14 protein-coding genes are annotated in these 14,567 nt (G+C 47.5%); 4 read left to right on the plus strand and 10 right to left on the minus strand.

The window, feature by feature from the left end; genetic code table 11:
• Positions 1–130: 130 nt before the first annotated feature.
• On the plus strand, positions 131–1,492 hold the full coding sequence (locus HF638_RS08865) for an MFS transporter (protein WP_169479879.1): 1,362 nt from the start codon (positions 131–133) through the stop codon (positions 1,490–1,492).
• Between the two features lie 51 nt (positions 1,493–1,543).
• Here the strand turns inward: HF638_RS08865 and HF638_RS08870 are convergent, their stop codons facing one another.
• From HF638_RS08870 to HF638_RS08880, 3 genes are all read right to left on the minus strand, one after another.
• Entirely contained in the window at positions 1,544–2,755 is a 1,212-nt protein-coding gene (locus HF638_RS08870) for a nitric oxide synthase oxygenase (RefSeq protein WP_169479880.1), read from the minus strand.
• 127 nt (positions 2,756–2,882) lie between these two features.
• A complete protein-coding gene (locus HF638_RS08875) occupies positions 2,883–3,362 on the minus strand; it encodes a Dps family protein (protein ID WP_211175557.1) in 480 nt (159 codons plus the stop codon).
• Positions 3,363–3,745: 383 nt separating this feature from the next.
• Positions 3,746–4,483 (minus strand): HAD family hydrolase, encoded by a 738-nt coding sequence (locus tag HF638_RS08880; protein ID WP_169479881.1) that lies wholly within the window; start codon positions 4,481–4,483, stop codon positions 3,746–3,748.
• A gap of 287 nt (positions 4,484–4,770) precedes the next feature.
• Between HF638_RS08880 and HF638_RS08885 the strand changes: the two genes are divergently transcribed.
• Positions 4,771–5,034 (plus strand): hypothetical protein, encoded by a 264-nt coding sequence (locus HF638_RS08885; protein WP_248278079.1) that lies wholly within the window; start codon positions 4,771–4,773, stop codon positions 5,032–5,034.
• Between the two features lie 210 nt (positions 5,035–5,244).
• Entirely contained in the window at positions 5,245–5,430 is a 186-nt protein-coding gene (locus HF638_RS08890; RefSeq protein ID WP_076332428.1) for a hypothetical protein, read from the plus strand.
• A gap of 181 nt (positions 5,431–5,611) precedes the next feature.
• On the opposite strand, the gene HF638_RS08895 is transcribed toward HF638_RS08890, so the two are convergent.
• The 7 genes from HF638_RS08895 to HF638_RS08925 all read right to left on the minus strand — a co-directional run bounded on the left by HF638_RS08895 (position 5,612) and on the right by HF638_RS08925 (position 13,111).
• A complete protein-coding gene (locus HF638_RS08895; RefSeq protein ID WP_169479882.1) occupies positions 5,612–7,351 on the minus strand; it encodes an adenine deaminase C-terminal domain-containing protein in 1,740 nt (579 codons plus the stop codon).
• Positions 7,352–7,511: 160 nt separating this feature from the next.
• Positions 7,512–8,570: an ABC transporter ATP-binding protein gene (locus HF638_RS08900; protein WP_169479883.1), complete on the minus strand. Its 1,059-nt coding sequence runs from the start codon at positions 8,568–8,570 to the stop codon at positions 7,512–7,514.
• A gap of 18 nt (positions 8,571–8,588) precedes the next feature.
• A complete protein-coding gene (locus HF638_RS08905) occupies positions 8,589–9,380 on the minus strand; it encodes an ABC transporter permease (RefSeq protein ID WP_169479884.1) in 792 nt (263 codons plus the stop codon).
• Positions 9,381–9,384: 4 nt separating this feature from the next.
• Positions 9,385–10,206 (minus strand): ABC transporter permease, encoded by an 822-nt coding sequence (locus HF638_RS08910; RefSeq protein WP_036612869.1) that lies wholly within the window; start codon positions 10,204–10,206, stop codon positions 9,385–9,387.
• A gap of 203 nt (positions 10,207–10,409) precedes the next feature.
• Positions 10,410–11,336, minus strand: a complete 927-nt coding sequence (locus HF638_RS08915; RefSeq protein ID WP_169480045.1) for a nucleoside hydrolase — start codon at positions 11,334–11,336, stop codon at positions 10,410–10,412.
• Positions 11,337–11,448: 112 nt separating this feature from the next.
• The gene (locus HF638_RS08920; protein ID WP_169480046.1) at positions 11,449–12,516 is read right to left on the minus strand and encodes an ABC transporter substrate-binding protein; all 1,068 of its coding nucleotides are present in this window, start codon (positions 12,514–12,516) and stop codon (positions 11,449–11,451) included.
• A 250-nt stretch (positions 12,517–12,766) separates the two neighbouring features.
• Positions 12,767–13,111 carry a Na-translocating system protein MpsC family protein gene (locus HF638_RS08925; RefSeq protein ID WP_017691786.1) on the minus strand — a complete coding sequence of 115 codons (345 nt, stop codon included), beginning with the start codon at positions 13,109–13,111 and terminating at the stop codon, positions 12,767–12,769.
• Positions 13,112–13,485: 374 nt separating this feature from the next.
• Here HF638_RS08925 and HF638_RS08930 point away from each other — a divergent pair, with 374 nt between their 5' ends.
• Positions 13,486–14,403 carry a zinc ribbon domain-containing protein gene (locus tag HF638_RS08930; RefSeq protein ID WP_169479885.1) on the plus strand — a complete coding sequence of 306 codons (918 nt, stop codon included), beginning with the start codon at positions 13,486–13,488 and terminating at the stop codon, positions 14,401–14,403.
• Positions 14,404–14,567 lie beyond the last annotated feature (164 nt).

Genomic DNA, 14,567 nt, shown 5'->3' on the forward strand with positions numbered 1-14,567 from the left:
GCCATGTGTGATTTCTTCTTATTTTCAAAAATACTGCATACATTACGGTTATATGTCGATATCTACGCATTCCTTTGGGAAATGAAGTACGTTTGGGATTCCATTTTATGTGTGAGAGGAGTCTTGGCTCTTGGATATTCGTCGTAACTTGCCTTTGCTGATGACGATTTGTTTCCTTAGTCAGATGGGCGGATTCATGATCCTGCCCCTGTTTCCGTTGTTTATTGAAGAATTCGGCCTGTCCGGCTGGATGATGGGGGTTATTTTTGCACTCTTTTATGTAGGTAAAGTCCTTGGGGGCATTCCTGCAGCGGCAATTTATAAGAAACTAGGTGGTAAAAAGGCGCTCATCCTCATGCTGTTACTGCTCGCTGTCTGCATGGGCGGCTTCGCGCTGTCTTCTGCTGCGGTGTTGTTCGGCCTGCTCCGACTGCTGCAAGGGCTCGCTTCCACCGGGCTTACCGTGGTCGTGCGTTCCATCATCGGGGATGGGGGTAATGTAGATAACCGCGGCCTGTACAATGGATATGTCAGCAGTAGTGAAGGTGGCGGCATGGTGCTCGGTCCGGTGATAAGTGGCTGGCTCGCATTGCATTGGCCACTGTCGGTTCCTTTTTTGCTCGTCACGGTATGTTGTCTGATGGCCATGGTCGCTGCGATGGGGATGAAGACGAACACACAAGCTAGAGCTAATCTTAAATCCGGGGATACGTTAAGTGATCATCTATTAGAATATCCTTCGGCTGTCGTGAAGCAAGAAACTCTTGATAACTCAGGATACTCGGTGCTCCACACGGATGACGCCCCTCCTTTACCTTCAACAACATCTGATGCACTGCATACGCAAGCTGCGGACACCTCCTTAACCTCCCAATCCAATCAAGCTCCCGAATCAACAACAACTGGCCCATACACAGGGTTCACCCGGCGGCAACAGCTTGTTGGCTACGGTACGGTACATTTTCTGGAGATGAGCGCCTATGCCGTATTTCTCACCTACTTCGCACTGTATGCAGCTCACATCATGCAGTGGGACCCGTTTGCCACCAGTCTCGCCTTCACCGTATCCGGGATTTCTACGCTTGCCGCTGCTCCCTTTGTTGGTTATCTCTCTGACCGGATGGGCGATCGTCTGCTGCTCTGCATGCTTGGCATATTCCTGATTGGAATCGAAGTTGTTGTATTTCTAAGCACGTCCTCTCATCTATGGGTCTACGTTGGCATGCTGATTGGCGGGGTTGGCGGTGCATGTTATATGGATTCATTCTTTGCTCATATTGGTGATCACATCCCAGACGAGGGTCGAAGCTCTGTCATAGGCAAAATTGTCTCTGCGGCCGAGATCGGCTCCATCGTATCTCCACTAGTTGCAGCACTACTTATGGAGGTTGGATCGCTGTACTCCGTGTTTGTGTTCAATCTGGTGCTGATTGCTGCTGCCATTGTAGTTCAGGCCGTGATGCGGAGTCGATATCGATTGAAAGAGGGGTAGTTCCTTCTTTTGGATAAAAAATGATCACAAAAAATAACCCGCCTGCACAATTTAATGTGCAAACGGGCATTTCATTGGTGTATCTCCGGCCTGTGGCTGGAGATTCTCTACCTGTGTATTCTGCTGCTCGTTGCTTCGCGGCTCTGCGGCAGATGCCACGCCATCTTTCAGGGTATACGCCTGATCTTGACGGAAAAAGTTCGGCTTCACGATCTCATTACGATAGGAGCTGTGGAAAATATGTGTCGTCGCCGGGGACACTGGCGGAATCAGCCACACCCAATCTCCGGTCAACTCTCGCCCTGCCTTCTCTTCCCGCTGTTCAAATAACTCGAACTGCGCTGCCGCCGTGTGGTGATCCACAATGCTCACGCCTGCTTTTTTGAACGAATGCAGCACAGCCACATTCAGCTCGACTAACGCACGATCCTTCCACAGCGTCGTTTCACTCGACGTATTCAATCCAAACGCTTCCGCCACCGCAGGCAGCTTGTTATACCGGAACGTATCCGCCAGATTACGGGCGCCGATCTCGGTACCCATATACCAACCATTGAATGGTGCTGCTGGATAAGATATACCGCCAATCTCCAGTCGCATATCAGCAATCATCGGCACACCGTACCAGCGCATGCCCAGCTCGGCCATTTCCGCTTGCTCCGGATGTTCAATAAGAACTTCCACAATCTCTTCTTCTGGCACAACATACCACTCTGGGGCTTGTCCTTGTGCCTGAATAATGAGCGGTAACACATCATAGGGGCTACCTGCCCCTTGCCAGCCAAGTGACATCGCCGCCTTGGTCAGCTCCACCGAAGCAGGATCTCCGATAATACCTTGCTCTGTCTCATATCCCGCATAACGAATAAGCTGATGATTCCAGAGGCGTACCGGAGTTCCATTCGGCCCATCCGCTGGAAGGATGGTAATCATCGGGATTACTTTGCCACCGTTGGATGCCACATGGATATGATTCAGCACAGCTTCCGCTGCCGTTCCTGCCGTATCAGCGTGACGGGCATCCACAATCCGCAATTTATCCCAGAACAGCCGCCCGATGCAGCGGTTGCTGTTCCGCCATGCCATTTTACAACCCTGCTCCAATTCCTCAGTGGTATGCACATAAGTACCGGTTACTTCGATCTCTCCCATAACGGCAACAAGCCGGGCCTCTGCGTCTTCACGCGAATGGCCCAGCTCTTCATAACAAGTATATATAAACCGTTCAGCTTCTTCCTGCAATTGTTCCAGGTCTGACCGCATCGTTCATTCCACCATTCTGTACATCTTGAATGCCATCATTATACGGCAAGCGCACCGGATTTGTAAGCGAACGGACACTTTGTTCACGGACTCTACATATCGTTGTCAGGATGTAGGGTGACTTTGCTTATTTGCCCAGAAATGCGGTTAACATCCAGACCTCTTTATCCAACGTAGCGGTGAATCCAATCAGCATATCTTCCGTTGCGTTATCTTCCGCTTCTCCTGCTTCGTGAATGCCTTGACGAATCACTTCCACCATTGTGCGCAGATCAGCAACTACCGATTCTACCATACGTTCAGCAGACAACGGTCCTTGTGCCTCTTCAATCGGAGACAGACGCAGCTGTTCACCCATCGTAGCCACTGGACGTCCACCAATAGCCAGCAAACGTTCTGCAACTTCGTCCATATTCGCCGTAGCCAAGTTATACAGTTCTTCGAATTTGGCATGCAGTGTGAAGAAATGAGGTCCTTGGACATACCAGTGGAAGTTATGCAGTTTCGTGTACAGTACGGACCAGCCTGCGATCTGACGGTTCAGGACCTCTTGAAGTGCTGTGGCGTTGTTAGCAAAAGTGTTGTTTCTAGTTTGGATTGTGCTCATGGAATTTATCCCCTCTCGAATATAAAAATAGAATTTGAATTTTATGATGGATTGCTTTGGTTTGCTTATTTTAATTTAGACTTAATCTAAATCTTGTTTTAATTATAACACCGCATATACGGTTTGGGAAGGATTTTGCCCTGTCTTGTACATGAAGATTCCATGAAGCTGAGCTTCATCCTATATCATTAAAAAAAGTGGAGTTACACTGTCCACACGGCTGATTAATGAGGGTGTGTAGTACTTCCTGCACCAGATCCCACTTTTTATTTATACCTTTAATTACGCTCACATACTGCGAATATTCTCACAGTGCACATAACGCAAAAACAGCCCTTCATCTCCGCGAGATGATAGGACTGCCTGAACCCACCTGTACAATTTTATTGCTTAACAAACTCAAAAGTCAGAATACGACTGATTTCCTCATAGCTCGATGCTACAAAATGAGGTTGATGATCGGACTCCGGCGGCGCCTCCCGATGGTTGAACCAGATGACTGTCCAGCCTGCATCCACTGCACCTACCACATCATTACGCCACGAATCTCCGATGTAATAGCTGGAACGGGCATCTGTCCCAGACTGCTTACTCACATATTCGAACAATCTGCGATCCGGCTTGGCATAACCAGTCGTACCGGAGATAAAGATCAGATGCTCGTCCACGAGACTGAGCACATCCAGTGCTTCAAGCTTACGCTGCTGATGCTCTCCTTCTCCATTGGTGATTAGACCAACAGTATGGCCTTTTGCCTGAAGCCTTCTGATCAGCTCATATGCTCCTTCAAAAGGTACAATCTCGAACTGTCTGCTCAAATACTGTGCTTGCAGTTCTTCAGCCTGTCCCGATTGTAGGGGGAGTCCGAACTCTTCCATCGTCAACTCAAACCTCCGACGGCGCATTCGCTCCACTGCATCCGGCTCTGGTACAGCGGACAAATCTTCTTGTGCAGACAGCCAGTCACTATAATAACGAAAACGATGATAGGCCTCAGCATAAGAGAAATCATCCGGCAGGCCGAGAACGTCCTGCAACGCGCCACGAAGCGGCTGCAAGTGATCATATAACGTATCGTCCACATCGAAAAATATCGTTTTAGCTTCATTTTTTATATTCATAGTTGTTACCGATCCCCCTGCTCCTGTCTCAAGCATTCTCTTCTTACTACTATATATGTAATCCTATGGCTCGTCCAAAAGGGATTTGTTGCATGATCACTTCTACTCCAGAACAGTGCCCATAATAAAGCTTAGACCAGCATTGATCGGACGGCTTTATATGTTAAAATAAGGATGATTAAATCTGAGGTGATGACGATGTTCAACCCAAAATTCTTCTTCTATTAGTTGTGCTCAAGGCACTGGCTACTCAAGCCAAAATCTAGCCCGGTACAACGGGGATGAAGATGTTCACACAGGAAGAGATTCAATCATGGGAAAATGAAACAGCTTTTGCACAGAGACACAACAAGAAGTTCATTGATCCAAGAAAAGAAAAGCTGAAAGATCACCGTAAAGGAATCAAGAGCACGCATTACAACAAAGAATGTAAACCCGCTCGTAAACACGATTATCGTCTGTATAGAACCAAAATGAAGCGTCTCATGTACCAGGAGCAATATGATCTTCTGTACAACTATAAACGTACAAGCGGTTGGCTTACCTGGTAAATCAAAGATATAAGGAGTAGTCCTTACATCATCGTGTCCTGCTATTTAAGATGAATAGTAGGACACGATGATGGAGGACTCTTTTTCCAATGGAGTACATAGTCTTACTCAAATAATAGCCGTGGACAATCAGTGATTGCCTCATCCCAGTTACTGGAATATAATTTATTAAAGAACACATCCAAAATGATAAAAAGGTGGAATGAACATATGAGTACTTCTGTAAAGAAATGCACCGATTGTGGAAGCACGTCTTTCGTACAGGCATCTGACTTCATCAATCTTCGTCCATTGGATAAGAAATTGTCAATTGGTTCGGAAAGAGTATATACCGTTTGTTTGGATTGCGGGGAAGTGGTCTCCATTAAGGTGAAAAATCCAGAGAAATTAAAATAAGCGGGGTTCGGATTATATATAATTACACGAACATGATAATACGAATATGAATCCGTGAAAAAGAAGCCCCGGCTCACCTGAGTGAACTGGGGCTTCTTTTTCTTATAGAACACACAAACGATATAATAACGAATAATCTAATGGATCATCGCAAGCAGACCACCAGAGGTGTCTATCCCACTTAAACAATTAACGATACAACCTTACCTGCATTCACATCAATCAGACCATGGTCCGTGATCTTCAGTGCAGGACTTACCGCAAGAGAGTGAGTACTGATCGACATGATCGGGTTGTAATGCACATATCCAAGTGACAACATCGCTGCTCTCAGTTCCTTCACTTGATGGGATACCACTGCCAGTGGTTCTTCCGTCAAAATGCCACCTACGGGAAGTTCCAGATGGGACAGCACCTTGCCGTCTTCCACCACACAGAAGCCACCCTGGCTCGAAATCACTGTGTTAGCTGCCAATATCATATCTTCACGATTACGTCCTACAACCAGCAGGTTGTGATTGTCGTGTGAATATGTCGTTGCAATGGCGCCGCGTTTGATGGTGTCTCCACCGATCAGACCATGTGCACGATTGCCGTTCACGCCATAACGTTCAAAGGTCGCGATCTGCGCATATCCGCTTTCTTCCCATAGCAATTCGCCATCCGCAGACTGAACCGGTGCAATATGCTCTTCCACGAAAGTAGAACCATCCTTCACCATCATGACACGACATTGATACTCACCCTCATCAGCGAGATCAACACCTGATCCACTGACTTTCGGGTCTGACAACTGAATTGCAAAATCTGCTACGCCCAGCTTCTCCAACTGCACACTCTTATAGAAGTGAGGTGGAAATTGCCCGATTACTCGTTCTTGCCTATACGGTTCGGAATTGTCATAAGTTTTGCGGCCGTTTTTGTACACCTGATCAATAGAGAGCTCCTCCAGGTTGGATAACAACACATAATCGGCCACTTTGCCCGGGGCCACGCTGCCACGATCGGTCATTTTCATCCGGGAAGCAGGGGTAGATGTTGCGGCGTAGATCGCATCTTCCGGCCGCATCCCCATCTGAATTGCTTTACGTACGATATGATTGAGATGACCATGCTCCACCAGTGAATCCGGCATCACATCATCCGTTACAAAGCAGAAATGCTGCGCCACATCATGTTGAATCAGGTACTCCATGACTTCCGTGGTCATTGATTTCTCTTGAATTTCAATAAACATACCTGCCGCAATCCGCGCCTGTAATCCCTCAATGCTCTGATGAGTATGATCGGAATCAATACCTGCGTAGATCAGTCGATGCAGATCGAGTCCAAGCAGTTTCGGTGTATGACCTTCGATCACAAGATCCGGATAGTTTTTGCGAATATGCTGTAAAATCTGGTTTGTCTTGCATTCCGGATCACGGATGACATCGACATAGTTCATGATTTCGCCCAGACAGATGATCTCGCCAGTGGCAAGCAGCACGTCCATATCTTCGATTTCAATTGAACCACCTGTTGTCTCCATCGGGGTTGCCGGAACGGAACTCGGGATCGCATAGAACATGTCCACCGTCGTCTCCCGACTCACAGCCATCATTTCCTGTACACCTTCCAGTCCGAACACATTCGCCATCTCATGCGGTTCTGCGACAATGGATGTTACCCCACAGCCAATCAGACCATGGGAAAAGGTTTCCGGTGTCACCATCGTACTTTCGATATGCAGATGGATATCGATCAAGCCAGGAATCATGTATCTTCCCCGCGCATCAATGACTTCGTCTGCCTGAATCATCTCCGGTCCGCCGGGCCCAACGTATAAGAATCTGCCGTCGAGTACAGCGACGTTATTCATTTCAAACCGTTTATAATAACTGTTATACACATGTACATTCACAATTAGTTGATCTGCACGCATGGGGCATAATCTCCTTTTTCACAAGCATTTCACCGAGATCCGGACTGAACAATGAACCTACACTTTAATCAGATGCACTGCACTTGATTGCGTACCACTGCCTCGTCCGGAATCATCGCATGAAATGCCTTCTTTGCTGCTCTTATTACTACATTCACGACTACTCTACCAATACAAGCTTGTCCTGTGGGAAAATCAGGCTAACACGCTGCCCACTAAGGTACGGTGTTTCCATCTCTTGATTTGCTGTAAAGTCACCGAGTTCCGTCTCGATCACATACTGATAACTGCGTCCCAGATACGTGCTGACCTTGATAATACCCGGCAAGGCGTTCACCACATCCGCAGAGGTATCTCCACTAACAATCAGATCATCCGGGCGAATTGCGCCTTTGCGGGCACCGGGACGTGCTGTTCCGGGATGAGCGGTTGCTGTAAACGTGCGTCCACCTGCGCTCAGTGTGATTACTTCACCTGCATCAGTACGCTCAGCGAATTCAATGAAATTATGGAATCCGATGAATCGTGCTACAAACTCCGTTGCCGGATATTTGAAAATCGTTTCCGGGCGGTCGAGCTGCTCAACCACGCCTTTGTTCATAATCGCTACCTGATCCGAGATCGAGAAGCACTCTTCCTGGTCATGAGAGACATATAACGTTGTAATGCCCAGCTCTTGCTGAATGCGACGAATCTCCACCCGCATGTTGAGGCGCAGGTTGGCATCCAGGTTACTGAGCGGTTCGTCGAACAAGAGTAGGTCAGGTTCAATGACCAATGCACGAGCAATGGCTACACGCTGACGCTGTCCACCTGACAGTTCTTGTGGAAAACGTTTCTCAAATCCATTCAGGTTAACGACTTCCAGGATTCGCATCACACGGGAAGAGATATCCTTGTCTTTTACTTTGCGCATCCGCAGGCCAAAGGCCACGTTGTCATAGACCGATAGATGCGGGAATAACGCATAACTCTGAAATACAAATCCGAAGTTCCGCTTGTTCGCCGGAACCTTCGTATAATCCTTGCCGCCGAACATAAACTTGCCCTGTGATGCTTCCAGAAATCCGGCGATGAGGCGCAGCGTAGTTGTTTTGCCGCAACCGCTCGGTCCGAGCAGGGAGAGCAGTTTACCTTTTTCCAGCTCCAACTGAAAATCCTTCAGGATTGTCTGCTTATCGTATGCCACGGATACGTGGTCTAATGTCAGCAATGCCATAGCGTTCTGCGCCTCCAATTAACGTTTAGTAAAGTATGAAAATCCGCCCATGATCCGTTCGATCACGAACATTAAGAGTCCGGTCAGTACCATCAACAGCACGGAAATCGCTGCAATCGTTGGGTCAAAATAATTCTCCACATAAGTCAGCATCTGGATCGGTAATGTGCTTACCCCTGGTCCGGTCATGAACACCGAGATGTCCACGTTGTTGAAGGACTCCAAGAAGGCAATCAGCACGGCAGCGATAATTCCTGAGCGGATGTTAGGCAGCACGACCGTGAAGAACGTTCTTACCCGTCCCGCACCAAGACTCAGCGCAGCTTCTTCCACTGCAAAGTCAAAGCTCGACAGACTCGATGCGATAACCCGAATGATAAATGGAAGCATGATAATCGTATGACCAATCAACAATCCGAGATACATCGGCAGATGGTAGATTACGATCAGGTATTTCATCAATGTAAAACCAAGCACGATTCCCGGGATCAACACCGGGGACAGGAACAGTGCGTTCAGCACGGACTTGCCTTTGAAATCGTAACGACTAAGTGCATACGCAGCCGGAACTCCGAGCACCAGTGCCAACAGGTTCCCCAGTAAGGAAATGATGATGGACGTCTGGAATGTGCGGAGGAAACCGCCTGTGTTGAAAATATTCTCATACCAGCGGAAGGAGAAGCCTTCCGGCGGAAATTTGAGTACCGTTCCCGGTTCAAACGAAGTGACCGATATGATCAGAAGCGGGCCCAGCAGAAAGATAAAGACCAGCAGACTGAACAGGCCCAGCCCGATATGTTTCTCCCGCATATGTCTACCCCTTCGGATTTAAAGTTTTGGCCATTTTGTTCATGACACCGACCACGACAAATGTAATCACAATCATAATCGCGGCAACAACCGAGGCCAGATACCAGTCGTTGAGGGTCATGGCGTTCTGATACAGGAACGTAGCAATCACGCGTTGCTTACCTCCTAGGAGGGCAGGTGTGGTATACGCCGTGAGGCTTCCGACAAAAACAAGCACAGCTCCGATCACAAGTCCTGGCACAGCCAGTGGGAACACGACCCGGCGGAATGCCGTAATGCGCGATGCACCCAGACTTTGTGCTGCTTTGAGCAGGTCACCGTCAATGTTCTCAAGTACACCGACCAGAGAGATAATCATCAGTGGCAGGAACAGATGCGTCAGACCGATCATCATCGCTGCCGGCGTGTACAGAATATCCAGCGGCTTGTCCACGATGCCCAGGCCAACAAGGGTGTTATTGATCAGCCCTTTGCGTCCAAGGATAATCATCCAGCTAAACGAGCGCACGACCGGGCTCGTCAGCAGTGGGAAGATCGCCAGTGCCAGCAAAATGCCTTTGCGACGCGGCGCTTTCTGCGAAATATAATAAGCTGTCGGGAATCCGAGCACCACACAGACGATGGTGGTGACCACGCTGACTTGCAGCGTCGTAAGCAATATTTTCAAAAAGTATGGGTCTCTGAAAAAATGCATGTATCCTTCAAACGTGAAGGAGTTTTCTTGGAAAAACGTCGACCCGATCGTCAGGACAATCGGAATGATCATAAATGCCGCCAAAAACACGAATCCCGGCAGCAATAGCCAGTAGATTACTGATTTCTTCATCGCGATACTCCTGACTTGTAAATTTAATTCGAGATTGATACTTGAGTACTCCGACTGCAGTACCGTCCTTCGATCCCTGTTATCCCCCGATTTTTTGATTCATTTTCATAGGTGAAAATCGGGGGATAAAGGGGAACGCTTCGCTTCTCCAGATCGGTTCTGCACTCTCCGCAATCGTATAAATATCTTATTGGGCAGAGCAACTACGCGTTTAACGCGTTGATAAACAGTTCAAGGAATGCTTCCGCATCTACGGTTTCGCAGACGAGGGTGTTGGGCTGCTCGCCCAAACGGTTTTGGAAGTCGCATACCATCTGGCCATCGCACAGGCGACTGGCGGTTTCGACATCGACGTAATACGATTTGCGTCCTACCAGTTCCGGGGCAAGGGCTACGCCCACGGCTAGTGGATCATGTAAAGCGCAAGCGCGGACGCCGTTCATTTGTTCATAACGGTTGATGTAAATCTCCGTGCTTTGAGCGACATATGCGCGCAGTGCAGGATCAGTAAGGCGCTCAATCGTTGCTTCATTCAGCAATGTTTGACGCGTCACATCAAGTCCGACTTGGGTAAGCTTCTCGATGCCTGCATGCAGTACGATGCGTGCGGCCTCTGGATCAGCGTATGTGTTGTACTCGGCGGTCGGTGTAATGTTGCCATGTCCGCGAACAACACCACCCATGAAGATGACTTCCTTCAATAAAGAAGGCAATTCAGGACACTTCATCAGCGCGAGGGCCAAGTTCGTTAAGGGTGCAGTCATGATTAATGTCAGTTCGCCTGGATACAACTTGGCTTGTTCCACGATAAAGTCTGGTGCAAAACCTTCCTCGGCTTTCTTAGACACGGCCGGATCAGGCAGCGCACCACCCAATCCATCTTGTCCATGTACCCGATGTTCATAATGCGACTTGCGAATGAGTGGTCCAGCTGCTCCGGCAATCACTGGAATGTCTGGTGCACCCGCGAGTTCAAGAATTTTGCACGTATTCTCTGTTGCCTGCTGAAGTGATACGTTCCCACAGACCGTGGTGATGCCGAGGATGTCCAGCTTCCGGCTTTTGACCGCCAGCAAAATCGCCAGTGCATCGTCAATCCCCGTGTCCACATCCAAAATGATGCGATTCAGCGATTCACTCATCCGTTCTCAACTCCTATGCGGTGATATGGTTGCTTGCTGCAAATGATATAAGTTAAACATGTTGATCAAAGATAACTTTTAAGACATCCGGTTGTATGTTTTATTGTGCAATCTCACGGTTCCAGCGATCTGTCCAACCTTTAACCTGTTGATTCACGAATTCCATATCCAGCTTGTTCAGCTTCTCAACCACGTCCGCACCATATGTTACGCCTTCTGCTTCTTCAGCAGTCAGTTCAACCTTGGTATTAACAGGAGAATCGACTTTAGCTTTGGCAGATTTCGCTTGTACATCCTGGCTCAGCTGCCAGTTGATGAACTCTTCAGCGAGCTCTTTGTTTTTGCTGCCCTTCACGACATTGATTGTGTTCATCACGGCATATGCACCTTCGCTAGGTGTAACAAACTTCGCATTAGGCACGGCTGCTTTCAGATCTTTGAAATACATTTCCATGATCGGTCCACCTGCAATCTCTTCTTGGGAGAACATGTTCACGAACTCGGACGTTTGGCTATAGAATTTCACCACATTGCCGCTCAGTTTTTTCAGTTCAGCAAATGCCGCATCTTCATTAAACGTATCGTTTCCGGCTACACGGGAAGCTGCATCCACAACCATTGGGCCAGCTGTTGCCGTAATATTCGGGATAGTCAGGTTACCTTCGAACGCCGGGTCCCACAGGTCACTCCATGAAGTCACTTCTTTGGATACGAGGTCCGGGTTATAAGCGATACCGAGCTGTCCAACTGTGTAGGCCGGGCCATAATCTTCACCAAGTGGTGCTTTGGCAATATCATAAATGTCATTTACATTTGGAATTTTGGAGCGATCGATTTTCTCAAACAGACCTTCATCAATACCTTGTTGTGCATAGTAGTCAGACAGGTAGATGACATCGACATTCGATGTACCCTGACGGATTTTGTTCAGACGTTCAGCGTTATTGCCGACTTCGAGTACGATGTCTACATTATGTTCTTTTTCAAAAGGACCAAATACCGATTCATTGAAGAAATCCTCCGAGAATCCCCAAGTGGAGATAACCAATTTGGTAGCTGCTGTTCCCCCACTGCCTGATCCGCCTGTTGCATCCTCTGTGCTGCCACAACCTGCAAGTAATACTGATGTCATTGCCACTGCTGCCAAACCGCTAATCCACTTTTTCATCATGATCCTAATTCCCCCTGATATATGTGATGTGTATGAAAAAACAAAAAGAAAAGTGCTCTTGTATAAACAAGAACACTTTTCTTCGTAAACAAAGGAAAGCGACACCCGCTGCCGGTACATCATCGGTTTCTGCTTCAGAATCAATCCGAAGACAGACGCCATCATATGAAATTGTATGGAACCTGATCATGAATCCGGGCCATAACCTCCGTATACATCAACAAGAATCAATCCTGCCGATCCATCCTTAGGCCTGTTCCAGAATCACATTCGTGATCGCCCACTGAGTGGACGCATCATAATCCCGCAATATAGCTTCAATTGGCAAACCCATGTGTTGCTCGAGCTTCTCCCGGAATTTCTTCTTATATAAGACAGACATGCGGAAGTCCACTTCCAGCTTTAAGCCGGGGGCCTCCCCTTCCAGGGCGTCAGAGCGCGGTGAACGTCGGTGCTTCGCGTAGAAGGTCACAATATTCTGGTCAATGGTCACTCTCAGGAGAGTGGTGCCAAATCCGAACAGTTCCTTCGAAATTTCGTTATAATACTGGCACATCTTCTTCTTGCTCTCATTGCTGTCCAGTAGTTCCATGAACTCACCCACATCTCTTACTACCGTACATTCGACGTGTTAACACGATTGATTATACATAAATATACGATCGTAGGCAACCCAAAAGATATAGTTAACATGAGAATAACACATAAAAGCGAACGATGAGACATTAACGGTCAAAAACAATTCGTCTTATACCACAGTGAATTTACATTAATATGCCTGCATGTCATTCCTATACTATTGTTACTTCTAAGCCCCGTTTTCATACACAGGATTCGATTCATTGTTTCAAATTTTTCTCTATGGGTATTAATTCCTGCGAAACATAGACAAACTTCGTCATCAACCGTTAAAATGAGACACAATGTTTACCTGTTTTTATTTTCTAGAAATTGGAGGCTTATACCATGAAATGTCCAGTATGTAATCACGAAAATGGAGATGCCCACTTTTGCGAGAGGTGCGGCTCTAATCTAACGCAGACAACCTCTTCGTCCACTCCAGTACCGAACCCGGAATCTGCTGCTGCTTCTGAACCCGAATACACCCGTTGGTCCAGTACGCAAGCCACATCTTCCCAGGAACCCGTTCCATCCAACACACCATCCGTCTCTACTCAAAAGCAACAGTCAACAGAATCAACAGGCAGCGATGACCATGCTTCTGCAGGAGACAATAGCTCCAATCAGTGGAATAATATCGTACAGAATGAGAAAGTTCAGCAAGCCAAAGAAGTAAGCAAACAGTATCTATCCTATTTCCTCAGTGTATTGGCCCGTCCTTATCAGACGATGAAAACCGTTGGTGACCAGCACTCCATTAACGGATGGCTGACGATGGCGCTGATTGCAGTCCTATCTTCTACATACTTCTTAATTACCTTTAGTCGCATAGGCATGGACGGCTTGTTCATCGGTGGATTTATCCGGCCGCTGTTGTTCACCGCCATTATCCTGATTGCCTCTATTGCACTGATGTACGCTATTCTGAAGATTGAAAAAATAACATTCCGTCCCAAAACACTGGTTGCCCAGTTCGGTACATTACTTGTTCCTGCTGTCGTATCCCTTGTTCTGGCGAATTTGTTTATTATCATCTCGTATTCCATCGCGATCTCATTGCTCGCTGTCTCGTATATCATTATCTTTGTCGCTCTGAACTCGGTGCTGTTCCAATATCCACTGAATCGTACCAAAGCAGCCATCGACAGTATGTACAGCGTATTAATCGCCAATGCGGTCGTGTTCTTTATTCTGTATCGATTGTTGGGTGAAATTATTATTGGACTGATCGGCCTGATGCTTTCGCCTTTTGGACGTCTGTAAAATAGTTCAGTTGGAATAAAGCTGTTTACACTCGTTACTTCGATGACAGAACAACCTTCAGGTTCTTTCTGTCATCTACGTTTTCGTGAAATGGTTATTCCAATGAAAATTTTCCTGGCTCTTTAGATTCATACCAGGCTTTCCCTGCTCGCGCGGGGAAGGTC

Source organism: Paenibacillus sp. SZ31 (assembly GCF_012912005.1).
In the GTDB taxonomy this organism is placed as follows: Bacteria; Bacillota; Bacilli; order Paenibacillales; family Paenibacillaceae; genus Paenibacillus.